Annotated in this window: 21 protein-coding genes and 1 pseudogene; 9 read left to right on the forward strand and 13 right to left on the reverse strand. The window is 58.2% G+C overall.

Translation table 11 applies throughout. The features are described from left to right. The first annotated feature begins 13 nt into the window (after positions 1-13). Both BLT00_RS16300 and BLT00_RS16305 read left to right on the forward strand, forming a co-directional pair. Positions 14-670: an HAD family hydrolase gene (locus BLT00_RS16300; RefSeq protein WP_092144580.1), complete on the forward strand. Its 657-nt coding sequence runs from the start codon at positions 14-16 to the stop codon at positions 668-670. A 45-nt stretch (positions 671-715) separates the two neighbouring features. Beyond that, entirely contained in the window at positions 716-1,204 is a 489-nt protein-coding gene (locus BLT00_RS16305) for an Lrp/AsnC family transcriptional regulator (RefSeq protein WP_003203167.1), read from the forward strand. 128 nt (positions 1,205-1,332) lie between these two features. Here the strand turns inward: BLT00_RS16305 and BLT00_RS16310 are convergent, their stop codons facing one another. The 4 genes from BLT00_RS16310 to BLT00_RS16320 form a co-directional block, all read right to left on the reverse strand. Beyond that, positions 1,333-2,286 (reverse strand): alpha/beta fold hydrolase, encoded by a 954-nt coding sequence (locus tag BLT00_RS16310; RefSeq protein WP_092144582.1) that lies wholly within the window; start codon positions 2,284-2,286, stop codon positions 1,333-1,335. 212 nt (positions 2,287-2,498) lie between these two features. Beyond that, positions 2,499-3,146, reverse strand: coding sequence for a VOC family protein (locus tag BLT00_RS16315; protein WP_092144584.1), 648 nt, complete (start codon positions 3,144-3,146; stop codon positions 2,499-2,501). Between the two features lie 39 nt (positions 3,147-3,185). After that, positions 3,186-3,338: a hypothetical protein gene (locus BLT00_RS31890; RefSeq protein WP_158265810.1), complete on the reverse strand. Its 153-nt coding sequence runs from the start codon at positions 3,336-3,338 to the stop codon at positions 3,186-3,188. A gap of 161 nt (positions 3,339-3,499) precedes the next feature. After that, positions 3,500-4,300, reverse strand: coding sequence for a DUF6630 family protein (locus tag BLT00_RS16320; RefSeq protein ID WP_092144586.1), 801 nt, complete (start codon positions 4,298-4,300; stop codon positions 3,500-3,502). Positions 4,301-4,515: 215 nt separating this feature from the next. Between BLT00_RS16320 and BLT00_RS16325 the strand changes: the two genes are divergently transcribed. Next, complete coding sequence (locus tag BLT00_RS16325) at positions 4,516-5,265, forward strand: substrate-binding periplasmic protein (protein ID WP_063320565.1); 750 nt, start codon at positions 4,516-4,518, stop codon at positions 5,263-5,265. Positions 5,266-5,305: 40 nt separating this feature from the next. Here BLT00_RS16325 and BLT00_RS16330 read toward each other — a convergent pair whose 3' ends face one another. The 4 genes from BLT00_RS16330 to BLT00_RS16345 all read right to left on the reverse strand — a co-directional run bounded on the left by BLT00_RS16330 (position 5,306) and on the right by BLT00_RS16345 (position 10,294). Further along, entirely contained in the window at positions 5,306-6,715 is a 1,410-nt protein-coding gene (locus BLT00_RS16330; RefSeq protein ID WP_256572670.1) for a surface-adhesin E family protein, read from the reverse strand. Positions 6,716-6,944: 229 nt separating this feature from the next. Next, a complete protein-coding gene (locus BLT00_RS16335; protein WP_086936753.1) occupies positions 6,945-7,511 on the reverse strand; it encodes an RNA 2'-phosphotransferase in 567 nt (188 codons plus the stop codon). Between the two features lie 236 nt (positions 7,512-7,747). Beyond that, positions 7,748-7,999, reverse strand: coding sequence for a hypothetical protein (locus tag BLT00_RS16340; RefSeq protein ID WP_072339944.1), 252 nt, complete (start codon positions 7,997-7,999; stop codon positions 7,748-7,750). Between the two features lie 132 nt (positions 8,000-8,131). Next, complete coding sequence (locus BLT00_RS16345) at positions 8,132-10,294, reverse strand: TonB-dependent siderophore receptor (protein WP_092144591.1); 2,163 nt, start codon at positions 10,292-10,294, stop codon at positions 8,132-8,134. Positions 10,295-10,642: 348 nt separating this feature from the next. On the opposite strand from BLT00_RS16345, the gene BLT00_RS16350 reads away from it, so the two are divergent. Next, positions 10,643-11,317: a hypothetical protein gene (locus BLT00_RS16350; protein WP_092144593.1), complete on the forward strand. Its 675-nt coding sequence runs from the start codon at positions 10,643-10,645 to the stop codon at positions 11,315-11,317. A 149-nt stretch (positions 11,318-11,466) separates the two neighbouring features. Here the strand turns inward: BLT00_RS16350 and BLT00_RS32150 are convergent. Together BLT00_RS32150 and BLT00_RS31895 are read right to left on the reverse strand one after the other, a co-directional pair. Next, positions 11,467-11,544 (reverse strand): annotated as a pseudogene (locus BLT00_RS32150) (tautomerase family protein); the annotation flags it as partial. 102 nt (positions 11,545-11,646) lie between these two features. Next, positions 11,647-11,787, reverse strand: coding sequence for a hypothetical protein (locus tag BLT00_RS31895; protein WP_158265808.1), 141 nt, complete (start codon positions 11,785-11,787; stop codon positions 11,647-11,649). Between the two features lie 294 nt (positions 11,788-12,081). Between BLT00_RS31895 and BLT00_RS16360 the strand changes: the two genes are divergently transcribed. Further along, positions 12,082-12,849: an SDR family NAD(P)-dependent oxidoreductase gene (locus tag BLT00_RS16360; protein ID WP_063320570.1), complete on the forward strand. Its 768-nt coding sequence runs from the start codon at positions 12,082-12,084 to the stop codon at positions 12,847-12,849. Between the two features lie 58 nt (positions 12,850-12,907). On the opposite strand, the gene BLT00_RS16365 is transcribed toward BLT00_RS16360, so the two are convergent. Continuing rightward, a complete protein-coding gene (locus BLT00_RS16365) occupies positions 12,908-13,786 on the reverse strand; it encodes a LysR substrate-binding domain-containing protein (RefSeq protein ID WP_092144595.1) in 879 nt (292 codons plus the stop codon). A gap of 191 nt (positions 13,787-13,977) precedes the next feature. Between BLT00_RS16365 and BLT00_RS16370 the strand changes: the two genes are divergently transcribed. The 3 genes from BLT00_RS16370 to BLT00_RS16380 are packed head-to-tail and all read left to right on the forward strand — an operon-like array spanning position 13,978 to position 18,050. Beyond that, positions 13,978-15,255: a ribulose-bisphosphate carboxylase large subunit family protein gene (locus tag BLT00_RS16370; protein WP_063320572.1), complete on the forward strand. Its 1,278-nt coding sequence runs from the start codon at positions 13,978-13,980 to the stop codon at positions 15,253-15,255. Positions 15,256-15,258: 3 nt separating this feature from the next. Continuing rightward, positions 15,259-16,650, forward strand: coding sequence for a four-carbon acid sugar kinase family protein (locus BLT00_RS16375; RefSeq protein WP_092144597.1), 1,392 nt, complete (start codon positions 15,259-15,261; stop codon positions 16,648-16,650). Between the two features lie 56 nt (positions 16,651-16,706). Then, complete coding sequence (locus tag BLT00_RS16380) at positions 16,707-18,050, forward strand: MFS transporter (RefSeq protein WP_092144599.1); 1,344 nt, start codon at positions 16,707-16,709, stop codon at positions 18,048-18,050. Between the two features lie 216 nt (positions 18,051-18,266). Here BLT00_RS16380 and BLT00_RS16385 read toward each other — a convergent pair whose 3' ends face one another. Both BLT00_RS16385 and BLT00_RS16390 read right to left on the reverse strand, forming a co-directional pair. Then, positions 18,267-19,832 (reverse strand): GMC family oxidoreductase, encoded by a 1,566-nt coding sequence (locus BLT00_RS16385; RefSeq protein WP_092144601.1) that lies wholly within the window; start codon positions 19,830-19,832, stop codon positions 18,267-18,269. Positions 19,833-19,891: 59 nt separating this feature from the next. Continuing rightward, positions 19,892-20,665 carry an alpha/beta hydrolase gene (locus tag BLT00_RS16390; RefSeq protein WP_092144603.1) on the reverse strand — a complete coding sequence of 258 codons (774 nt, stop codon included), beginning with the start codon at positions 20,663-20,665 and terminating at the stop codon, positions 19,892-19,894. 87 nt (positions 20,666-20,752) lie between these two features. Here BLT00_RS16390 and BLT00_RS16395 point away from each other — a divergent pair, with 87 nt between their 5' ends. Further along, a complete protein-coding gene (locus tag BLT00_RS16395; protein WP_092144605.1) occupies positions 20,753-22,192 on the forward strand; it encodes an HD domain-containing phosphohydrolase in 1,440 nt (479 codons plus the stop codon). Positions 22,193-22,200 lie beyond the last annotated feature (8 nt).

Here is a 22,200-nt window from a genome sequence, read left to right on the forward strand (position 1 = left end):
GGAGGCTTTACAGATGAGGCTGACTGAATATCGGGCGTTGTTGATCGACTGCGATGAGGTCTTGGTGGATCGGGACTCCGGCGTCTGGACGGCGTTGCAACCGTTGCTGGAAAACCATGGCGAGCCGTTGGACAAAGCACAGGTGCTCGCCGATTTTGACGAAGTACTGCAAGCCTTGTACCCGCGTTTCGGCGAATTGGGTTTCAGCGGCTTGCTGTGTTTCGCCCACCGTCAATTGGCCGAGCGCTGGAAGCTCAAAATCAGTTGGGAGGAGGGCATGAGCTTCGCCCGCTCGGCTGCCGGTTGGACGCTGTTCGAGGATGCGCCGGGTGCGATGCTCTACCTGCGCAAGTTCTATCGGTTGTTGGTGCAAGGGGATCGCGATGCCGAGGACCGGGGCGTGTTGTGCGAGCGCCTGGGCATCGAGCCTGATGATTTTATTTCGCTGGCGAGCGACCCGTTGCAGGATCACGATTGGCTGGCGGCCAATGGCCTGAGCGCCGAGACGATTCTTCAGGTGACCCGTCCTGGCGCCCGTCCACGGTCGGTTGGGGCTGTTTGCCTGATCTGCCGCAACGCCGATAGGTCGCCCGCGCCCTGTGCGGCGGACTACTGCATCAACAGCATGGCTGATCTGGTCGCTCAGCATCAGCTGTCCTTACGACGCTGATTTTGTTAGAAGATTGTCTTACAAACGGCAGGCAAGAGGTATGCGATGGAAGGTTTAGCGAAACTGGACCGGATCGACATCAGCATTTTGGTAGAGCTTCAAAAAGATGGCCGCATGACCAACGTCAGCCTGGCCGATGCCGTGGGCTTGTCCGCCAGCCCGTGCCTGCAGCGGGTCAAGCGACTGGAGTCGTTGGGGTACATTTCCAGCTACAAGGCCCATCTGAACCTGGCCAAGATTACCGACTCGGTGACGGTCTTCACCGAAGTCACCCTGAGCGACCACAAGCGTGAGGACTTCGCCAAGTTCGAATCCAACATCCGCCTGGTGGATGAAGTACTCGAATGCCACCTCATCAGCGGCGGCTACGACTACCTGGTGCGCTTCATGACCCGCAGCATCCAGGACTATCAGGACGTGATGGAAAGCCTGCTGGACAAGAACATCGGCATCTCCAAGTACTTCAGCTACATCGTCATCAAGTCACCGGTGCGCAAGGATGAGATTCCATTGCGCAAGTTGTTGCGGCATTGAGTTCGGGAACCATCCTAAAACAACTGCGGGAGCGAGCTTGCTCGCGAAGGCTTCGGCAGATTCGGCATTGAGGCAAGCTGATCCACCGCCATCGCGAGCAAGCTCGCTCCCACAAGGGATCTGGGCTTTTATTCCTTGAGGAAGGTCAGCAGATCCTGATTGAGACGATCCTTGTGCGTCTCGGTCAAGCCGTGCGGCGCGCCAGGGTAGACGATCAGTCGAGCGCCCTTGATCAGCGCCGCCGAGGCCCGGCCTGAAGCGTCGATAGGCACGATCTGGTCGTCATCGCCATGGATCACCAGCGTCGGCACATCGAATTTCTTCAAATCGCCGCGGAAGTCGGTAGCCGAGAATGCCGCGATCGAGTCATAGGTATTCTTGCTGCCACCCTGCATGCCTTGCACCCAGAACGACTGGATCAACCCCTGGGATGGCTTGGCGCCCTTGCGGTTGTAGCCGTAGAACGGGCCCGAGGCAATGTCCAGGTACAGCTGCGAGCGGTTCTCCAGGGATGCCTTGCGCAGGCCATCGAACACCTCGATAGGCAAGCCACCGGGGTTGGTGTCTGTCTTGAGCATCAACGGCGGGACAGAGGACACCAGCACGGCCTTCTTCACTCGAGCGGTGCCGTGACGGCCGATGTAGCGAGCCACTTCACCGCCCCCTGTCGAGAAGCCCACCAAGGTGACGTCCTTCAGGTCCAGCGCTTCAATCACCGCCGCCAGGTCATCGGCATAGTGATCCATGTCGTTGCCTTCCCAAGGCTGGCTGGAGCGACCGTGGCCGCGACGGTCATGAGCCACCACGCGATAACCCTTCGAGGCGAGGAACATCATCTGGCCTTCCCAGCTGTCGGAGTCCAGTGGCCAGCCGTGGCTGAAGGTCACGACCTGACCATCGCGCGGGCCCCAGTCCTTGTAATACAGCTGGACGCCATCCTTGGTGGTGATGTAACTGGCGGACTGAACCACGCTGCCGACAGCAGACGCGCTGGCAGCGGACTGGACAGGTGACGCGGCTTCGGCGCTGAGGGTGGCCAATGCCAGGGTGGCGACAGCGAGGGTGCGGTTGAATGTGTTCATCGTTTCTCTCTCCATAAGGTCAGTTTGATCTGCGGCGATCGTCGTCGATCGCGTTGGTGGGCAGATTAGAGAGAGAGGCCGAGGACGAGAACGGCGCCGGTATCGATAGCAACTATGGGAAAATCGGATAGCTGCGTTTCGCTTCGGTTGAGAAGTGAATATTCGTGGCGAGGGAGCTTGCTCCCGCTGGGTGGCGAAGCCGCCCCAAACGGTCACACGTGTAAAAGCGGCAGTGTCTTCAGGCCATTTGGCGTTTGAATATGCGCAACCAGGGAGGGAGCCGAAGACGCTTGCCGTGCATGAAGATGAACGGGGCCAGAAAAGTTCATGGCCGTCAGGATCGCGCTGACTTTTTCCGGATCCGTATGGAAGATCTCCAGCGCCAATAGCGCGCACCCCTTGTCCTGGAGCATGTCCGCAGGATGAGGCCCAGGCGCCCATTGAATGAGGGTGGGGACTGATCCAGCCATGGGAAGGCTTCCATCAGCCGGTATGGTGATTTGCCAATTCAGTGCTCCTCTCGTCATGGGTTCGACATCTCCGACAAGGCCAGGGCAGGCATCACGAGCCGTATGGATATCATCGGTGCGTGCTACCCAGGTCGCCAGGCGTGCCGGCGAATCGGGGGCCAATTGATCGAGGCCGAACCAGCGTGCCCGGTGCGGACGTAGGGCGGACGGGTCCACGGCAATCACTTCGAGGTAGACCCCGGGGCCAAGGTGCAGCAGCCTGTTATGGGTGCCCATGCGTGAGTGGACGCCACCCGGCTGAAGGTCGACGCCCAGCGCGTCAGTCACGAACGCGCAGCCGGTATCGAGGTCCGTTGCCACGATGACGAGGTGATCAAGGGTGGTTTTCATGTGTTCATCCATCCGTGGGTTGGGAAGTGTCTGTCGCCATCAACCAAAAGAAGGCATCGGCCCCAGCGAGTGCAAGATCCACATGACCGCCGCCACTGCTGCCAGCGCGGCGACCACAATGCCGATCAGCACCCATTTCAGGATTTTCTGCCCTTTCGACGGCTGGGACCTTGGCCCGTGTGCCTCGACCATGTGCCGAATTTCTCCGGCGCATCGCGGGCAAACAGCGGTGTCGTAAGGGAGGAGGGACCCGCATTGATCACAGTTTGTCATGTCGTCACTTCGAGGCTCAAAGGAGGGGGTGCCCTTTATGGGCTCGTAAAAGCGGACCGAACATGTGTGGCGTCAGTCACTTAATATTTGTAGACGATGCCCAGCCTGCCCATGATCTCCAAGGCATTGATCAGGCCCAGGCCGTTCATGGGCAGGCAGGCGAAGGCCTGGTATTCATCGAAGTGCGTGCCGATGGCCAACAACTTCAAGTCATGGGCCTCCAGCTGGGCGTTGAAGTACTGCAGGAGCGCACGCTCCCAATCGTTGGCGCGGTTGATGGCATCGATGGCGTTACGCTCGGGCACAGGGATTTCAATGCCCAACTGTCGCAGCGGGGCGAGGGCATTGACGGCATCGATCCCGCAGGACGACCACTCCTTCCATTCGAACCCGGCCAACTGATTGGTCTCGGTGAGTGCTGACTCGACCTGCGTCCAAGCCCAATCCCACTGCCCGGTAGGCGCCGGGATGTTCTGAATGAGCGCCTGCGCGCGCGCCTCGTCGAACAGGCAACCAAACAGATCGGCCAGGGTATCGGCCAAATCGGGCTGCGGCCCGTGTCCCTGGGTGTCCAGGTCGTGGCTCAAGCGCTGCCATAGACTGCTCAGTTCGGCCCAGTCCTCGTCGTCCATGTCGTCATCGATCACCTGGGCCTTATGGCCGCGCAGGTAGTTATCCAGCCGTGTCTTGCGCACGCGTACGCTGCCCTCGGTGAGATCGACCTCATAGCTGCGGTAATCCAGGTAGTTGGTCTGGAAAACGATGCGGTCAGCAAACACCTCATGGGCGAGGCTTTCCTCAGCGTCGAAATACGCCGCGCCTTCGCAGTTGCCATGGGCGGTGATGATGCGTTGAAACGACAGTGGGTCGATCGGATTCATGTGGGCGGGTCACAGGGAGAAGGGCGAAACGGAAGCGCGGCGTACGCTGTCCGATATCCGGATCGCGCTGATCGTACACCAAGGCCTGGAGATTGCTAAGGGGCGGAATGTGGGCGACGTCAACTGGCGGGCGCGTGTTTGGGTCTATGCTTACCTTGCCCCCTTGAACCAAGCCCGTCCATGCACAAACACCGAACAATCCGCCGGGAGAACATGTGAGACATTCGACACCGGTTGCAGCGCTGATCTGCCTATTGCTCGGCACGGTTGATGCCAGGGCCGAGGAGTATCAAGTCATCACCGAAGAGTGGGCACCGTACAACTATCAGGAAAACAATCAGCTCACCGGCATGACCACCGAGATCGTCCGGGCCATCATGGCGCTCACCGGGAATGACTTCGAGGTGCTGTTGCAGCCGAGTATGCGAGCCACCCAGGTACTGAAGACGCGACCCAAGACCATCATGTACTCCCTGTTCCGCACACCGGAGCGCGAGCCGTTGTACAAATGGGTCGGACCGATCGTGGAGGAGTCCATCCACCCCTATCAACTGGCCAGTACGCCGCCGGTGAACTCCCTGGAACAACTGCTGCATGCCCCGCAGATCACCACCCGTCACGCCGGCCTGGTGCCGCAGATGTTGCAGTCGCTGGGCTTCAACAACCTGGATAAAAGCGCCACCGAGAGCAAGTTGCTTTACCGCATGCTGCTTGCCGGGCGCACCGGCATCATCATCGGTGACACCGATGCGGGCGTGGCTTATTACAGCCGTCAGTTGAACATCGCGCCGGGCACCTTGCGACGGATCCCTATCGAACTGTATCGCTCATCGCTGTACATCGCCTTCAGCCCTGACAGTGAGGATGAAGTGGTGGCGGCGTGGGCCAGTGCGTTGGAGAAGTTGCGGCGTTCCGGGGAGTTGGAGCGGATTCAGCGGCGGTATGAGGGGGCGGTGGGGCAATGAGCGCGCGGAACCGGCGAAAGCCGGCCCCGCAGACCTGCACTCACTTCACGCTCTGCACATGCATGTCGATGGATATCGAGTCATTTTTGTCAGTACTGGCGTGATAGAAGAACCCATAGTCAACCAAGTAGTAATAGTGCGTCAGCGGCACGACTGTTGAGCTTGGGCGCTGTTCACGGCAGCTCAACGCCTTGGCGTTACCGCTCAAGGCTGGGTTCAGTCGTTTGGCTGGCCCTTCACTGTCGACGGTACAGTCGAAGGTTTTCGGTTCCTTGCCCACGGTGCCGATCAGATTGCTGGTGAGGCTGCCCTGGCGGGTAAAGCCCAGCTGACTGCCCACAGGCATACGCTGCCAATCGCCACGGAAACTCAGGCTGTTGACCACCTCGGTGTTCTCGGAACGCGTGGCCTGCTCTGTGCCCGATAGCCTGATCAGGCCGCGCCAGTTGATCTGGCGGCCATTGAGGTTTTCGCTTTTGTGAACAATGCTGAGCTGCCGGGTCACAGGGTCAGTGGACAGGAAGTACTCAGTACGCTCCGGCCAACTTTCTTGGGCATGACTGGCGGTGCCTGCCAACTCAATATAAGTCAGCGTCTTGACCGGGGCAGGCATGTGAAGTTGCTCAATGCTCCTCAATACACCTGGGTTGATGTCGGGCAGAGCATCCGCCGCGATCGGTGCTTTGGTACGAGACTTGAACGTCGGCAGAGTGGCAATGGTCGTAGGCGCGTTGCACACGAGTTCAAAAACCTTCAACTGATCCTGATCGGCCGCTGTCATCGCCTTGGCCTCGGGAAACATTTCGATTTTTCCGTCAGTGACCTCGTTACTGGCATTGAGGTAATAACGGGCCAACAGCGTGACCTTTCGCGCTGCGCAGTCCAGCGTGTACTGCTCGCGGGTCTGCGTGAAAGGAGACCTACTCAGCGGGTTCAGGCGGGTCTGCGGCTCGTCGTACGCCATCCAGAACTGCACCTGTTTACCGTTTTTGCGCACGCTGCTGTTATCCAGCAACAGCCACCGTTCAGCGTCCCCCTTCATCACCTGGCGCCAATCCGGAGCGGGGAGGTTTTTACACGCCTGGGTGAACTCCCGGTTGTTCATCAGCGTGGCGTGATAACGCTCGGGCAACGCTGTTGGCGGGGCATAGTGGCCGCTATTGTTGGCGTAGGAGCGGCGGAGCATGAACGAGTAAACCTGGTTGACCTGAGGTCTGGAGCAGGCCGCCGAAAACTGAACCGTTTGCCAGAAGGGTATGTTCGGTTCGCGGGGGGCGAACACCTGGAAGTTGATGACGTCGCCTTCGCGCATCAGGCTATTGGGCGTCAACGGCTGAGCGAGCAGGGTGGCTTGCTTATCGGCTGGTGGCTGTTGGCTGGCGCAGGCGGTTAGCAGCACTGAGGCGATGAGAAGGGTAGGGCGTTGCACAGATGTCTCCGGTAAGTCCATTGAGGGAGGCGGGGTGGGGCGATGTCTTGGGGCTGGGGGCTTAGGATAGAGGGAGTGATTAGCTGATGCGAGCCCTGGCCAGCAATCAGGCCGGCCAGCGTCGGTGAAACGACGACTACCGGCCTGTGGCACTGCATCGAGCCACAACACGGGTTGGGGCTTGACGGAACGTCCAATGGGTAACTGGTTTACCTACGGGCTCCAGGCCAAAGGTATAACACGGACCCATTCATGTATGAGTTTTATCCTCTACCGTCTTCAAGTAGGCCGCAGGTACCGACTCCACAAGCCAAACGCCATTGTCCGCCTGAAAGAACCGAACCCCTGCCTGTTTCATACCCTGTACATCAACAGCGAGTAGAACAGGTTGTCCATAGCGCTTGCCAACGGCCATTGCCGTTTCGGGACTTTCAGTCAGATGGACATGGTGCCGACTGCCTGGGATCAAGCCCTGCACCTCGATGGAGGCCATGAAGCGGCTGGCGGTTCCATGATAGAGCTGGGCAGGTGGTGTTTTTTCGACGTGTTGCACCTGGACCTGCCCGGTGCTGTGACCTTGTGCGGCTCGAATGCGTTGGCCATCTTCAGAGAGCGTGAAACGCTTCTTTTCGTTGGTCTCGACCACCTCGTGCAGCATCTGGTAGTCGAAGGTATGGCCATGTTGGTGGGCGTTCGAAATCAGATTATCAATGTCGGCCCAACCGTCGCGGTCCAGGACTAGCCCCATGGATTCGGGGGCGTGGCGTAGTACGTAGCTGAGGAGCTTGCTGATGTCGTCGCGTTGTTTCTTGTTCAAGGAAAGGTCCGTTTTCATTAGCTGATTGCAAATAGTACTGTGCTTGGTTGTATGGCGGCACTCAAACGAACGTTGCCCGCAAGCCGACGCGGGCAGTTTCGTCGGCTTTGGCGCACAAGGTAAGGGATTCCCACGGTTTCGCAGGCGTTGTGATGGCTGCGCGGGGAAACGGCGTATCGACTGATTTCGGGGGGGCGTGAGGCAGGCGCATGATGAAATCACTCGCGGCAGTCTTTCTACCGCGCTTGATAGTACTGCGCTCTACGCCTGGCTTCTTCCCGCTCCATTTCTTCATAATGCTTGCGTTCTTCCCGCTCCCTCGCTTGATGGCGCTCGCGGTGTTTCCTGTCTGCTGCTCTATCCATTTCGCGCTGGTGTTCCCAGTGGCGCCTGTTTGCCTCTCGATAGTCCTGGTTCCGATCACCGGCAAATGCGCCCGCTGAGGTGAAGCCAATCCAGGTGAGTACAAAAATGGCAGCCATTTTCATGTGATTGTCTCTCTAGCGCAGAGGTAGGTAGGGGGGCCATTTGCGGCTTCCGGTAGACCATAAGGATGGTCGCAAGTGCACTGCTTTGGGTTGAAAGGGGGCGCTCCAAGTTACGTCCCCTTTTTCTGCTTTCTAGAAACTGTACTTGGCGGTCAACATCATGTTGCGAGGGTTGCCGTAGGCATCACCGCCGTAGCTCACGGAGTTGGCGATGGTCGAGTAGTACTTGCGGTCGAAGATGTTGTTGGCGTTGACCTGCAAGTCCAGGTTCTGGCTGACCCGGTAGCCGGCCATCAGATCGGTGATCGCGTAGCTGCCCTGTTCGAGGCGGTATGTGCTGCCATCAGCCAGCGAGATGTCGTTGTACATACGGCTCTGCCAGGAGACGTTGCCGCCCACGCGCAGTTTTTCCAGCGGGCCCTGGAAGTGGTAGCTGGTGGTCAGCTTGAACAGGTGCTCCGGCGTGTCGGTGTCGAACTGCTTGTTTACGTTCTGCGGGTTCGCGGCATCCTTGATGGTGTGAGTGCGCGCGTAGGTGTAGCCACCGCCGACTTGCCAGTTTTCGGTCAAGGCGCCTTGCAGTTCGAAGTCGATACCCTGGCTGCGAATCTCGCCGGAGGCGTCGTAGCAGGTTGCCTGTGGGCAGTTTGCGGTAAACAGCTGCACGGCGCGGTTTTCCTGGTCGACGCGGAACAGCGCCACGCTCGCATTCAGCGCGCCATCAAAATATTCGCCCTTGATGCCGACCTCGTAGTTTTTGCCGACGATCGGCTTGACCGGGCTACCGGAAGTATCCTTGGAACTCTGCGGCGTGAAGATATCGCTGTAGCTGACGTAGACCGAATGATGTTCGTCCAGGTCGTAGATCAAGCCGGCGTAACGGGTGAGGTTACGGGTGACCTTGTAGTCGCCGTCGCCATCCCGGTTATCGTAGTCGTACCAGTCCAGGCGCCCGCCGAGAATCAGCTTCAACGGGTCCGCCAGGCTCAGGCGTGTGGTGAGGTAGACGCCGTCCTGAGTGGTCACTTCGCGCTGGTTGCTGGTGTGGACGAAGTCCGGTTTACCCGCATTGAGCGGCCAGTTGGTGTCGTACGGGCTGTAGTTGTGGGTGGTCATGTCGTAGATGCGCTTGCTGGCGCCCACCACCAGTTCATGGGTACGCCCGAACGCTGCGAAGGGCCCACTGGCAAAGGCGTCTATGCCGGTCTGGTTTTCATCGAAGTCGGCCTGGTAAACCGTGCGGGCCAGTGTGTTGTTGACCCAGCGCGATTGGTAAGAGCCGGAGAATAGCGCGTTCTGTTCGGCGTAGTTGGCGTTGACCTGAAGGTTCCAGTCGTTGGCCAGGCGATGACGGACTTCGGCGAATACGGTGTTGATCTCCTGATCCTTGTTCTCCCAATCCGTGCCCGGATTGTAGGAGCGTGGCAGATCCAGATGATGGCCGTCCTGGCCGATCATCGAAGAGCCCCAGAAGTAATTGGTCTTGTCCTTCTGGTGGGAAAAACCCAGGGTCAGGGTGGTGTCTTCGCTCAAGTCCGCTTCGGTGACCGCATAGAACAGGCCATGATCTTCTTCGACATTGTCGATGAAGCTGTTGGCGTCCTGATAAGAGGTCACGACCCGGCCGCGCAGCGTGCCGCTGTCGTTGAGCGGGCTGGAGGCATCGACCTCGCCACGGTAGTCGTCCCAACTGCCGGCGGCACCGGTCAGGGTGACTTTTTGCTCGGCCAATGGCCGCTTGCGAATCAGGTTGATGGCGGCCGAAGGGTTGCCTGCACCCGTCACCAGGCCGGTGGCACCGCGCACCACCTCGACCCGATCGAACATGGCCAGGTTAGGCTGGGCGCCAACGTTAACGCCGTTGTAGCCACTCGGGATGCCGTCATACATCAAGTTGTCGATTTCAAAACCGCGCGCCTTGTAGGTCTGCCGACCAGGACCAGAGGAAAAGTCCAGGAACAAACCGGGCGTCGCCTTGACCACGTCGTTGATGTCGGTCATCACCTGGTCATCCATGCGCTGGCGCGTAATGACGGTGACGGCCTGTGGGGTTTCACGCATCGTCAGCGGGAGTTTGGTCGCGGTCGACATCGCGCCGGTGGTGTAGGACTCGGTGCCTTCCGTGGTATTCCCCAGTTGGCCACTGCCGGAGACCTCGGTTGCGTCTAGTTCCAGGGTGGCGGGTGGGGTGTTGTCATCGGCGTAGGCGGGGGCCATGGAGATCATGCAGACAGCCATGGCCAGAAGATTGCGGGCAGGAGTGAAGTGACGCGGCGGGGTGGTGCGAGTCGACATGAGTTGGTCCTGATTTACTAATGCTTGTGAGAGTGATTCGCATTAAGTATTGCAGGGTTTGTTTGTGGGATAAAGCTTGTTGGGGTTGGGCGCGCTGATGCGTGGAGGGTAGGGCTTCAATGCCCAGTGGGGCCGAGGGCTCTTCTTTGTCGAGAGTTTCCTAGGACTGACCCCCGGAGTCGTTTGAACGAAGCGCTGCTTGATTTTTACGCCGGCAGGTAATATTTTCAATGCACGGCAGCCAACCATCAAGTACGTGAGCGCTTGCATCCGGTCTTAGAAAAAACAGCATATTCATTAATGCTGACTTTGTAATTGCTCACATTTTAAGTCGGCGTGGAGATGAATATGTTTAACTCTGTCATCGTTTCTGACATCCCTTTTTATACATCCGTTCAGGATGCACGAAAGGCGAATTCTGTAAATTTGAACCATCTCAAGGAATCATTAGCATACGGGCTTGGTTTTAAAACCTTGGCTGCGCACGCTGCTCATTTTGACGCTTTATCAAAAGGTGAACATGGCATAGCCAAGGTCGCGTTGTTTTCCAAGTCGCGCACAATGTCTAGACTTATGGAGCTTGGATATACTAAAGATAAGTGTGAAGTGATGGCTGATGTCGTGGAAAGTTCTTACCAGGAAGCCCTTTCTGAGCAATTTTTCTTTGTTCCTTTTAAGCCCGATAACGGCCCATTTGATCCATTCCGCGCAGATGCGTTTGATCGGACAAGAGTTTGGCTTCATGGCGGTAGCCGCGACGATATCTGTAATAAGGACTATCTAGAAGCGCTTTCCGATGAGTCAATGTCTAATGCAGCTATGGAGTGGCTCCATTCTAAAATATCCAGCTTTGCTTTCCCTACCATTCTTGACAGAAGAAACTATCAAGGCGGCATCATTATCAGGTTGCGCGACTTGAATATAGAGAGCTATCCACTTGCTGGTTGGAGCAAACTTAGTCGTGCAGGTATTTTGGAATACGGCTCAAGTGCTGATACTTTTCTTTGTGCTCCGATGAAATAAAGAAGTATTCGGCTGGCCTTGCAAGGCCAGCCGAATACTTCGTGAATTGGGCGGGGTAACGGCGTGAGCCTGACCAAGGTTATCCAAGATATCGGCAGCGCTCGTACGTTGATAGGTCAGCGAATAATGGCCGTCGTACCCTGACAAGGCTAGTTGCCCCGGCCATCACCAAACGACCACTCATCGCTGGCCGTAGTGGTGATCACCACCATGACATCTTCCGCGTTTCCAGACCCGCCATCGCCGCTCTGGCCAGGGAAATCGCCGGATAACCCTGCCCGGCATTGATCACCGCTCCGCCCAGCGCCGCCCCCATCGCGTTGCCGAGATTAAAGGCACCAATGTTCGCCGCCGGGGCCAGAGTTGTCGATTTCAAAACCACGCGCCTTGTAGATCTGCCGACCAGGACCAGAGGAAAAGTCCAGGAACAAACCGGGCGTCGCCTTGACCACGTCGTTGATGTCGGTCATCGGTTTTCATGTCGTGGAGCGAGGGTTTCCGGTCCGTCGGGGTGTAACGCATTGAGAATGCGTTGATGCAGAAAAACCTGAAGTGCGGAGCATGAATGCCCAGGGGAGCAAGTCTCTGCGGCTAATTAATCCAGATGCGTTGCATCTGGGCTGAGGTACTGAGACCAGGCACGGTGATCAGTGAGTTTTTGTGACAGCCGAGCGAATTTTTATCGATTGCTGGATTGACAGCGCCTTCTTAGGATTTCCACTGACCAACTGGGCTTGGCAACGATAATAAAAGAGGAATTCTCGATGACGCTTGCAAACAAGAAAGTCGCCGTAATTACCGGCGGCGCTATGGGTATCGGAGCGGAAGCGGCAAGTGCGCTGGCGAGTGATGGCCACCATGTAATCATTTGCGACATCAATACCACCGAGGCCGAACGTTTCGCGCAACAGCTGCGTGACCAAGGTTTCTGCGCCGATGCCTTCCAGATCGATGTCGGTACACCTGCCTCTGTGTCTGCTGCGTTCGAATGGGTTGAGGCCAAGTTTGGGCGCTGCGATGTGTTGGTCAATTCTGCAGGCATCGCCAAGACCATGCCTTTCCTGGAATTTGATGCCGATGTCTTCAACCGGACAATGCTGATCAATGTCACGGGCACGTTCTTGTGCTGCCAGCTGGCGGCACGCATCATGCGTAAGCACGAGTTCGGCCGGATCATCAACATTGCCTCCGTTGCCGGGATGCGCGCAGTGGGCAAAGGCCGGACGGCCTACGGCACATCAAAAGGTGCTGTGATCGCGCTGACAAGGCAGATGGCCGTCGAACTGAGCGAATACGGAATCACCGCAAATGCCATCGCCCCTGGACCGGTCGATACGCCGATGACCAAAGAGCTGCACAGCGATGAGTTCCGTAAGGCTTACAGCAACGCCATCCCAGCGAAACGTTATGGCACCACGCGTGAAATCGCCGGAGCAGTCAGCTATCTGGCGTCTGACGTCTCAGCTTACGTCAACGGAATTGTCCTACCCGTGGATGGTGGTTTCCTTGCGTGGGGCGCTGGCGATATCTGAGTTGCGCTGATACGAATAAACGGGGTGCGTAATGACTAGGCACTCCCTGTGCGGCTGATCATTCGGCCGCCATTTCTTCTACGATCCACTTCACCAGGTCTGCTGTGTCGGCCCGCGCTCTGGCGTTGGGCGAGATCCACAGCACCAATTTTTCCGGGCCTTCAACACAGCCAAACGGGGCTACCAGCGCGCCGCTCTCCAGTTCCGCTTGCACCAGCATCCGCGGCACACAGGCAAATCCCAAGCCGACCTTAGCCGCCTGAATCAGCAGATAGAAATGCTCGAAGTATTCCAATTCAGGGGGGGCGGGCATGGTCATCTGCAACGCTGAATACCATTCTTTCCAAGCATGCGGGCGAGTCTTGGTAGCCAGCAGCTTTTTGCCGCTCAAGTCGCTCACTTGCTGCACACCTGAAGCCTTAAGGTAATCAGGCGAGCATATAGCCCCAATCCATTCATTGGCCAACGGGATCGGCGCGATGCCGGGAGGTGGGTCAATGCTTTCCAAGCGTATTGCCACGCTGACGCCATCTTGGACAAAGTCGATTGGACCGTGTCCGGTTCTCAAGCCCAGCTCCATCGTCGGAAAGTTGCTATGCAACCCGGCAAGCCTGGGTAGCAACCAATGCATCATGATCGACGCCGAACATGACAGCTCCAGCGGTTGAGGGCGCACTTCGTCAATACTTTGCTGGATCAAGTTGAATGCGCGGCTCAAGCCAGCGGCAAGGCGCGCGCCTTCTGGAGTCAGTTTAGTGCCATGCGCATTGCGCGTGAGCAAGACGACCCCCAGCACATCCTCAAGCGTCCGAATGTGTCGGCTGATAGCACCGTGAGTCACGGAAAGGGCATCAGCGGCTTCGCCGAAGGTGCCTTTCCTCGCAACCATTTCGAAAGCTCTGAGTGCATTGAGAGACGGTCGCGGAGGGGATGACATGTGCGCACCTCGTGAGCAGGCCATGGCGACCAGAGCGCCGGTCGAACCAGAAGCCTAATGTGAGTTTTTCTCAACTTAGCGGGAAATCATATCGTTAGCCCGTCAGCAGGGTCAATGTATATTCGAGGTGAAGGCCGCCCCTGCAAAAGCGGCCAATGAATATAAAAAAAGTAGAGCCAAGGTGATTATCGATGGTCGATCAAACAGCCGGGCGCGAAGAGTTTACGGCCCGTTTCTTCGTAGAGAGCAGTTACCCGATTGAACGGGTCGGCGAGGTCATCGCTGGCGAGCAATCCAGCGGTACATTCATTGCCTTGCCCGGCGAATCAGCTGAGTTGAAAGAGCGTTCACGGGCCCGTGTGGTGTCGGTCAAGTCTCTTCCAGCGGTCACCAGCGCTTCGTTACATAGCGAATACCTGGCTAGGCACAATCCTTCGGCGACGTACTATCGCGGCGAAGTTGAAATCGCTTTTCCAACGGCCAATATTGGTCCGAATCTTCCTGCATTGCTGACCACCATTGCCGGCAATCTATTCGAGATAGGTGAAGTCAGCGGTTTAAGAGTGCTCGATGTCGATCTTCCGGCAACATTTGCCGCTGGCTTCTTGGGCCCACAGTTCGGTATTGAAGGGACTCGTAAACTGTGCGGCGTTCATGACCGTCCAATCATTGGCACCATCATTAAACCCAGCATCGGCCTGACACCTGAGCAGACCGCTACCGTGGCCGATGAGCTGTGCGCGGGTGGTATTGAGTTCCTCAAAGATGATGAACTCTTGATCGACCCGACCTATGCATCCTTCGATGCGAGGTTAAATGCTGTCATGCCTGTACTTCACAAGCATGCAGATCGCCTCGGCAGGATGCCAATGTACGCGATCAATATTTCTGGGAGCATTGATGAAATGCTTCGCCGCCACGACGCCGTACTGGAGTCGGGGGGGACCTGCGTCATGCTCTGCCTGAACTGGGTTGGGCATTCGGGGGTCGAGCATATCCGCAAGCATTCCCAACTACCTATTCACGGCCATCGTAACGGTTGGGGTGCCTTTACCCGCAATCCACAGCTGGGCTTTTCGTTTGAGGTCTATCAGAAAATCTGGCGCCTGGCTGGCATCGATCATCTGCACGTCAATGGCATTCAGAGCAAATTCTGGGAGCCGGATGACTCAGTCATTGCCTCGGCACTGAGCTGCCTGACCCCGTTTTCGGGCGTCCAACCGATCCTGCCGGTCTTCTCTTCCGGCCAATGGGCTGCGCAAGCGCCAACGCTGTTCGAAAAGCTGCAGTCGGTGGACCTCATGCATCTGGCGGGTGGTGGAATTATCGGCCATCCCCTAGGTATCGGTGCCGGCATTCAGAGTATGCGCGAAGGATGGGAAGCGGCAACTCAGGGCATCCCCCTGCAACAGTATGCAGAGGGCAGACCCGCACTAACCGCCGCCTTGGCAAAATTCGGAGGCGTATAAATCATGCGTTCAGCCAATACGCCCAGGCTTCGTCTGGTGTTTTACGGTGATGATTTCACCGGCTCGACCGATGCTCTGGAAGTCCTTACCGCAGCCGGCCTGAGATGCGCACTGTTTTTGGCGCCACCGTCGCCCGAGTTGTTAGAAGAGCTGGGTGGTTTTGACGCTATTGGCATCGCTGGCGATAGCCGCGCGTTATCCAATGCTGAAATGGATGAAGTACTTCCAGACATCTTTGAAGCACTCAAGCGCCTGTCCCCCGATCTTGTGCATTACAAAGTTTGCTCCACGTTCGACAGCGCTCCCGACGTGGGCAACATTGGCCATGTCATTGAACTCGCATCACGCGCCTTTGGAGTAAAAGGAGTGCCAATCGTCGCGGGTAACCCGGCCCTGGGTCGTTACTGCGTGTTTGGCAATTTGTTTGCGCTGTCCAAGACCGACCACTGTGTACACCGGATCGACCGCCATCCCGTCATGCGGGCGCACCCCATCACGCCTATGGGAGAAGCCGATCTGAGTGTCCATATCGGCCAGCAAAAGCATTTATCGATTGCCAAAATCGATATCCTTCAGCTTGACCAAACTGCCGACCTGGCGTCCTTGGTCCGCCAAGCCGCTCTGAGCCATGACTCGGTTCTGATCGACGGCACTACCACTGCTCATATGACCCTTGCAGGAAAAGCACTTACGGAGATCTCCAGCAGCTCGGCGCCGTTATTCGTGGTTGGCTCTTCAGGTGTCGAGTATGGATTAACGCAGCACTGGCATTCGGTGGGGCTGATAGATGCCTACCAAACTCAGGTCATTGCGCTGCAGCCCGCCAGACAAGTGTTGGTCATTTCTGGAAGTGCATCCCCGTTAAGTCGCGCTCAAATCGATACCGCTATCGCGAGTGGATTTGTCGAACTGGCGGTGGATGCGGCAGCGATCCTCGCAGAGTCACATAAAGGCGGGAGGGTCCAGGATGTGGTGGCGACGGCAGTCGCGCACCTAAAAAGCGGACGCTCCGTGCTGATCCACACGGCAAAAGGCCCGGACGACCCGAGAATCGAACAGATGATCGAAGCGATGACCGCCAAAGGACTGCTTCGTGACGAGGCAAAAATCCGCGGCGGTAAGCAATTGGCTGTCGAAATGGGCTACATCGTCCTGGACATTCTTAAGGCGTATCCGCTCGAAAGACTGGTTATATCCGGCGGTGATACGTCAAGTCAGATCACCAAGATTCTCGCCCCTGATGCATTGGTCATCAAATCCGATCTTTCTCCCGGTGCGCCCCTCTGCCAGGTGCGCTCAAACAAACCGTACTTGGATAACTTGGAAATCGCCTTGAAAGGCGGGCAGATGGGTGACCAGGACTACTTCGTAAAAGCGCTCACAGGTAGGCGCTAACTTCCGTTCCAGGACAGGAACACGCTTGCATATTTACAATAACAACAGGTGAAACTATGCAAACCTCACTCTTAAGTAACAGCGAGACTCATCATGAACATGTTGATGATGAGAAGAAAAAATCCATGAAAAATGTTGTTGCCGGAAGTCTCTTCGGCACAGCGTTGGAAACCTATGACCTCTATTTGTACGGTACCGCGGCGGCGCTGATCTTCGCTCCTCTGTTCTTTCCTGGCACCGATGAAGCTGTCTCAAGACTCGCCTCGCTAGCGTCCTTCGCCATATCATTTGTCGCACGGCCGCTGGGTTCGCTGGTGCTTGGACATTTCGGCGACCGGATAGGCCGCAAGAAACTGCTCTACCTCACGTTGATCATCATGGGCTTGAGCACCGTAGGCATTGGCTTGCTGCCTACCTACGCGAGCGTAGGAATCTGGGCACCCATCATGCTGTGTGTGCTGCGCTTCATCCAGGGCTTCGCTTTTGCCGGAGAATACAGCGGTGCAGTGCTCATGCTACTTGAGCATGCGCCCCGGCGAAAACGTGGTTTTTATGCAGCCATCAACAATATTGGTCCGGTATTCGGATTCATCGCCTCGGCGGGGTTGCTGCTGATCGTCAGCAGTTTATTGTCGGTGGAGGATTTCTATAAGTGGGGATGGCGCATTCCATTCATTGCCAGTCTCGCCCTGTTGGTCGTTGGCGTCTTCGTACGGTCTAAAGTTGCCGAATCTCCGGTGTTCGAAAAGACCGCCGAAAAACGCGCGGTAGCCAAGGGGCCGGACCTATCACCGGCCATGCGCCTGTTCACCAAGTACCCTAAACAGTTACTTTTGGTCGCAGGTGCCAACATTTGTCACTTTTCGACATTTTATCTTTTTACCGTATTCGCATTGAGTTACGGTCAGAAGGAACTGGGCCTTTCCAATGCCTTTGTGCTCTCGGTAGCGATGGTCGCTATCTGCACGCACCTGGTAATCGTTCCCTTCGCCGGCGCAATGGCCGATCGACTGGGTCGACGCACCATGATGTTGATCGGCTTCGCGGTGACTGCGCTGGCCGCGTTTCCCTTCTGGCACCTATTTTCCACAGGCCAGTTCCTACCCATGGTCTTGGGCTCATGCCTGTTCATGGCCGGCTACGGCCTGGTATACGGTGCTGTGCCTTCATTCACCGGCGAGGCATTCGGACCCAGCGCACGATTCACCGGGTTCGCCATGGCCACCAATGTCGGTGGCATCATCGGTGGCGGCACGGCACCCATCGTCGGCGCCTATCTGCTCAGCCATTATGGCTCGCCCTATGCCATCTCGGTCTACACGGTAGTGCTCGCGGCAATCTCTGCCTTGTGCGTCTACCTGTCAGCCGAAACCAGAACGATCAATATCACTGACGAGTAATGACCCCCGCGTGCGGCTTGTCCACATGTGCCGCACGCTTGTTCGACTCGGCAAGCGTAACGCCCTCCAGGCATAAGCGGGTGCAGACCACATTTATCAGTAAGCGGGTCAGACCACGTTCATGAATCGTGGTCTGACCCATACCCTCCTGGCGAATATGATGATTCGATCAGCACCGGTGGCATAGGAATCCGGTGTCTCGAGAGGTTCGTGGTTTTAACTGGCCAGAGTGATCACACCCTGGGCAGCGAGGACGAGGTCTGCTGCCCGCTCGCCAATGACCACGCAAGGCGCCATGGTGTTGCCGACGGTGATTCGGGGCATGACCGAGGCATCCGCGATCCGCAATTTCTCGATGCCATACACGCGCAACTGATGGTCGACCACAGACATTTCATCTCGGCCCATTTTCGCGGTGCAGGACGGGTGCCAATAGGACACGGCGGAATTGCGGATGAACTGCTCCATGGCGCGGTGCGCTTTCGGCCCGGGCACCACCTCGCGTTTTACCAGGTCGTTGAAGGTTTCGCTGTTCCCGAGTGCCCTGCAGAGGTCGATCGATGCAAACGCCGCCGCCATGTCCTCGGGCGCGCTCAGCGAGTTCGGCTCGATGAGTGGAGCATCCGACGGCCCGGCGCCCGATAGGCGCAGGCGCCCTCGACTGACAGGCCTGGCCAGCCCTGCGAACATCGTCCAACCCTGTTGCGGTGGCTGGATACCCACTTCAGCAGGAGAGGGCACCGCAAATTCAAGCTGGCAGTGCAGCAGGTCTGGCGCGTCCAGGCGACTGTCGCTTTTCCAGTACAACGTGGTTTCACAACCGCCGCCACCAACCGCCTGGGGTTGCAGGTACTCCCAGGTACAGCCAAAGGCAACATGATCCTGAAGATTCTGACCCACACCGGGAAGGTGACTGGCCGGGACGATGCCATGGGTGCGCAGTTCACTCTCCGGGCCGATGCCTGACTGCATGAGCACCTTGGGCGTGTTCACCGCGCCCATGGACAAGACGACTTCGGCTTCGGCATAGAAGCAGTGCCGTTGCCCTTCGATGATCACTTCGACACCGACAGCTCTTGTGCCCCTAAGCAGGACACGGGCCACCAGCGCGCCGGTGAGGACGGTCAGGTTCGGTTGGTGCAGCCGTGGTCGGACATAGGAATCGTAAACGGATTCGCGCCTGCCCTGGTTGATGCGTAGATCGGTGATCGCAGCCCCGCCGGGGCCTTCCATCATCGCTCCGTTGGGACTGTCATATCGGGGGATACCCAGGCGGCTGGCCGCTTCCAGGGTTGCCCAGGCGAGGGGTTGAGGCGAGGCCGGCTGCTCGACATGCACGGGGCCACCTGAACCACGCCGTGCGGCATCCGGGCTGCCGTGCCAGTTCTCGATCCTGCGGTAGTAATCCAGCACCGAATCGTATCCCCAGGCGTAGTCGCCGGACTCGGCGGCGAAGTGATCCCAGTCCGATCGATGCCCGCGTGCCCAGACCATCACGTTGATGCTGGAGCCACCTCCAAGCCCCTTGCCCATGTTCAAGGAAAGACGACGCCCGTTGAGGTGCGGGTTGGATTGTCCTGCGAATGCCCAGTCGCGCTCTGAACCGAGGTTCAGCGGCCACTGCGCCGGCTCTGCAACTTCAGGGCCGGCGTATTCGTTGCCTGCTTCAATCAACAACACGCGTGCGTTGTCCTGTTGGGCAAGGCGGGCCGCAACCACGCAGCCGGCCGTACCCGCACCACACACGATGAAGTCGTAGTTCCGATCACGCCGATGATTCATGCGTCCGTCCATATCGATGCAGCGGCTGGGTTCAGGGTTATCCGGGGGGGCCGCGGCGATCACTGTTCGCCAACGCTTTTCACGGCATCGAGAATCACCTTGGCCACTTCGGCTGGCTGCGACTGCTGGGGCACGTGGCTGGTGTGCACCTGCGCCAGGGTGGCGCCGATACGCTTGGCGGCGGAGCGCTGGACATCGGGATGGATCATCCGGTCCTCGGTGGCGAGCAGATACCAGGACGGTTTGGTCTTCCAGGCAGAGACGGTCGTTTTGTCCTCGAACGCGGATGCCTTGATGGGGCCTTGCGTCGCGGTCATCACGGCGGTCTGCGCCGCTGGAAGATCCTGGGCGAAGTCCTTGGCCATGCCTTCCGGGGTCAAGTAGAGGAAACCGTTGCCGTCAGCCTTGATCTGACTGATACCCGGGGGAGTGGGCGCGCCTTTGCCTTGTTCGCCGCTGGTTTGACCGGCATCGGGAGCGAAGGCGGCGACGTACACCAGGGCACGGACTTTCTTGTCGCTGCCGGCCTGGGTAATCACGGTGCCGCCCCAGGAATGACCGACCAGCACGACCGGGCCCGGCTGATTGTCCAGCGTTCTTTGCGTGGCAGCGACATCGTCGGCAAGCGAGGTGAGCGGGTTTTGCACGACCGAAACGGCGACCCCCTTGGCCAGCAGAAGCGGCACGACCTTGGCCCAATCGGAGCCGTCGGCGAATGCGCCGTGTACGATGACCACCGAAGGCGTTGTATCTTGGGCCTGGCTGATACCGGCGGCCAATGTGCTTGCAAGGGCGAAGGCGACGGTGACGGCTTTTGATCTGAATGTTTTCATGGCATGAACTCCTGTGTGGGGGCTCAATTCTGCTGACTGGCCTGCTTCGTGGGCATCGGTCATTTATCCGACCCCAAGGCATTTTTCATGGATAGTGCGTTGCAACTGGACATTTCATTGAGCGCGGCGCTGCAGGCGATCGGCCAGGTCGGGGACCTCAGCATGGGCCAGCCACTCGGGCATTCCCGACGCGTTGCCGCACTGGCGCGCAGTCTGGCGCAGGCCTCACACGGCGATGGCGAGCACCTGAGGGTGGCGGAGCAGGTCGCCTTGCTGCGCTGGTCCGGCTGCACCGCCAACGCCGAAGGGTTTGCGGATCTGCTCGGTGATGACGTCGATGGCCGCCGCGCGATGCTCGACCTGACCCTGGGCAAAGAGGCCATGAACGCGGTGCATCAGGCGACCCCGCTGGCCGTTGTGCACTGCGAGGTCTCTGGCGAAGTCGCGAAAACCCTCGAACTGGGGGCCGCTGTCGAGGCAGGCTTGTGCCGCGTATTCGAAACCTACGATGGGACTGGCCGGCCGCTGGGCTTGACCCATGAGCACATTCCGGAGGTCGCCTATCAGGTGGTGCTTGCCGGTGATCTGGATATTCTCAGTCGAGCACATGGCTTGGACGCGGCGCTGCGCTGGATCCGCGACCAGTCGGATCGGCGCTATCCCGCTGCCCTCGCGTCGTTGCTCATGGATAACGCCAGGGCGTGGCTGGCAGACCTGGATGGCCGCTCTCAAAACCCGGTCCATGGGGAGGCCGAACGCTCCGTCTCGCTGACCTTGGTGGGGGACGTGATTGACTTGAAGCTACCCTGGCTGGCGGGGCATTCGCGGCGGGTGGCGCATGTCGCCATGGAGACTGCGCGCTTGTGGGGGCTAGGTGAACCCACCCTGATAGCGCTCGGAAAGGCGGCGCTTGTCTACGGTCTGGGTCGGGCAGCCGTTTCCAACCAACTCTGGAACACCGCCGGGGCGCTGCCTTATAGCGCCGCGGAGCGGGTGCACCTGGTTCCCTACTGGACGCAACAGGCGCTGAGGCCTATCAGTGAACTGGCCGTGCCTGCCGAGATTGCCGCCCATGCCTACGAACGGCTCAACGGCAGTGGCTACTTTCGAGGTGTGATGGGGGATGCACTGTGTGCCGAGCATCGACTGTTCGCCACTTCCGTAGCCTGGGTCGCACTCAGGGAAGCCAGGCCCTGGAGGGCGGCCTACGGCGAATCGGAGGCGGCCAGACTGCTGGAGCAGGATGCCGCCAGTGGTTTGTTCGACAAGGCTGTATGCGAAGCGGTTATCGCCGCTGCACGTGGCGAGCGTCGGACTCATCAGCCGAAGAGTTCGTTACTCACCGCACGGGAGTGTCATGTGCTCCTGGAAATCAGCCGTGGCGCCAGTAACAAGCAGGTGGCGCGACTGCTGGACATCAGTCCGAGCACCGTTCGCACACACATGGAAAGCATATTTCGCAAACTGGAATGCTCGACCCGAGCTGCCGCGACTCTGAAAGCATTGACGCTGGGCTTGATCTCCTGATGCCAAGG

This window comes from Pseudomonas sp. NFACC51 (assembly GCF_900103575.1).
Classification (GTDB): domain Bacteria; phylum Pseudomonadota; class Gammaproteobacteria; order Pseudomonadales; family Pseudomonadaceae; genus Aquipseudomonas; species Aquipseudomonas fluorescens_Q.

Bases quoted from the DNA above. Each gene is read 5' to 3' on its own strand.
- BLT00_RS16300 (WP_092144580.1), top strand. From the start codon at position 14: ATGAGGCTGACTGAATATCGGGCGTTGTTGATCGACTGCGATGAGGTC.
- BLT00_RS16305 (WP_003203167.1), top strand. From the start codon at position 716: ATGGAAGGTTTAGCGAAACTGGACCGGATCGACATCAGCATTTTGGTA.
- BLT00_RS16310 (WP_092144582.1), bottom strand. From the start codon at position 2,286: ATGAACACATTCAACCGCACCCTCGCTGTCGCCACCCTGGCATTGGCC.
- BLT00_RS16315 (WP_092144584.1), bottom strand. From the start codon at position 3,146: ATGAAAACCACCCTTGATCACCTCGTCATCGTGGCAACGGACCTCGAT.
- BLT00_RS31890 (WP_158265810.1), bottom strand. From the start codon at position 3,338: ATGGTCGAGGCACACGGGCCAAGGTCCCAGCCGTCGAAAGGGCAGAAA.
- BLT00_RS16320 (WP_092144586.1), bottom strand. From the start codon at position 4,300: ATGAATCCGATCGACCCACTGTCGTTTCAACGCATCATCACCGCCCAT.
- BLT00_RS16330 (WP_256572670.1), bottom strand. From the start codon at position 6,715: ATGGACTTACCGGAGACATCTGTGCAACGCCCTACCCTTCTCATCGCC.
- BLT00_RS16340 (WP_072339944.1), bottom strand. From the start codon at position 7,999: ATGAAAATGGCTGCCATTTTTGTACTCACCTGGATTGGCTTCACCTCA.
- BLT00_RS16345 (WP_092144591.1), bottom strand. From the start codon at position 10,294: ATGTCGACTCGCACCACCCCGCCGCGTCACTTCACTCCTGCCCGCAAT.
- BLT00_RS16350 (WP_092144593.1), top strand. From the start codon at position 10,643: ATGTTTAACTCTGTCATCGTTTCTGACATCCCTTTTTATACATCCGTT.
- BLT00_RS31895 (WP_158265808.1), bottom strand. From the start codon at position 11,787: ATGACCGACATCAACGACGTGGTCAAGGCGACGCCCGGTTTGTTCCTG.
- BLT00_RS16360 (WP_063320570.1), top strand. From the start codon at position 12,082: ATGACGCTTGCAAACAAGAAAGTCGCCGTAATTACCGGCGGCGCTATG.
- BLT00_RS16365 (WP_092144595.1), bottom strand. From the start codon at position 13,786: ATGTCATCCCCTCCGCGACCGTCTCTCAATGCACTCAGAGCTTTCGAA.
- BLT00_RS16370 (WP_063320572.1), top strand. From the start codon at position 13,978: ATGGTCGATCAAACAGCCGGGCGCGAAGAGTTTACGGCCCGTTTCTTC.
- BLT00_RS16375 (WP_092144597.1), top strand. From the start codon at position 15,259: ATGCGTTCAGCCAATACGCCCAGGCTTCGTCTGGTGTTTTACGGTGAT.
- BLT00_RS16380 (WP_092144599.1), top strand. From the start codon at position 16,707: ATGCAAACCTCACTCTTAAGTAACAGCGAGACTCATCATGAACATGTT.
- BLT00_RS16385 (WP_092144601.1), bottom strand. From the start codon at position 19,832: ATGAATCATCGGCGTGATCGGAACTACGACTTCATCGTGTGTGGTGCG.
- BLT00_RS16390 (WP_092144603.1), bottom strand. From the start codon at position 20,665: ATGAAAACATTCAGATCAAAAGCCGTCACCGTCGCCTTCGCCCTTGCA.
- BLT00_RS16395 (WP_092144605.1), top strand. From the start codon at position 20,753: ATGGATAGTGCGTTGCAACTGGACATTTCATTGAGCGCGGCGCTGCAG.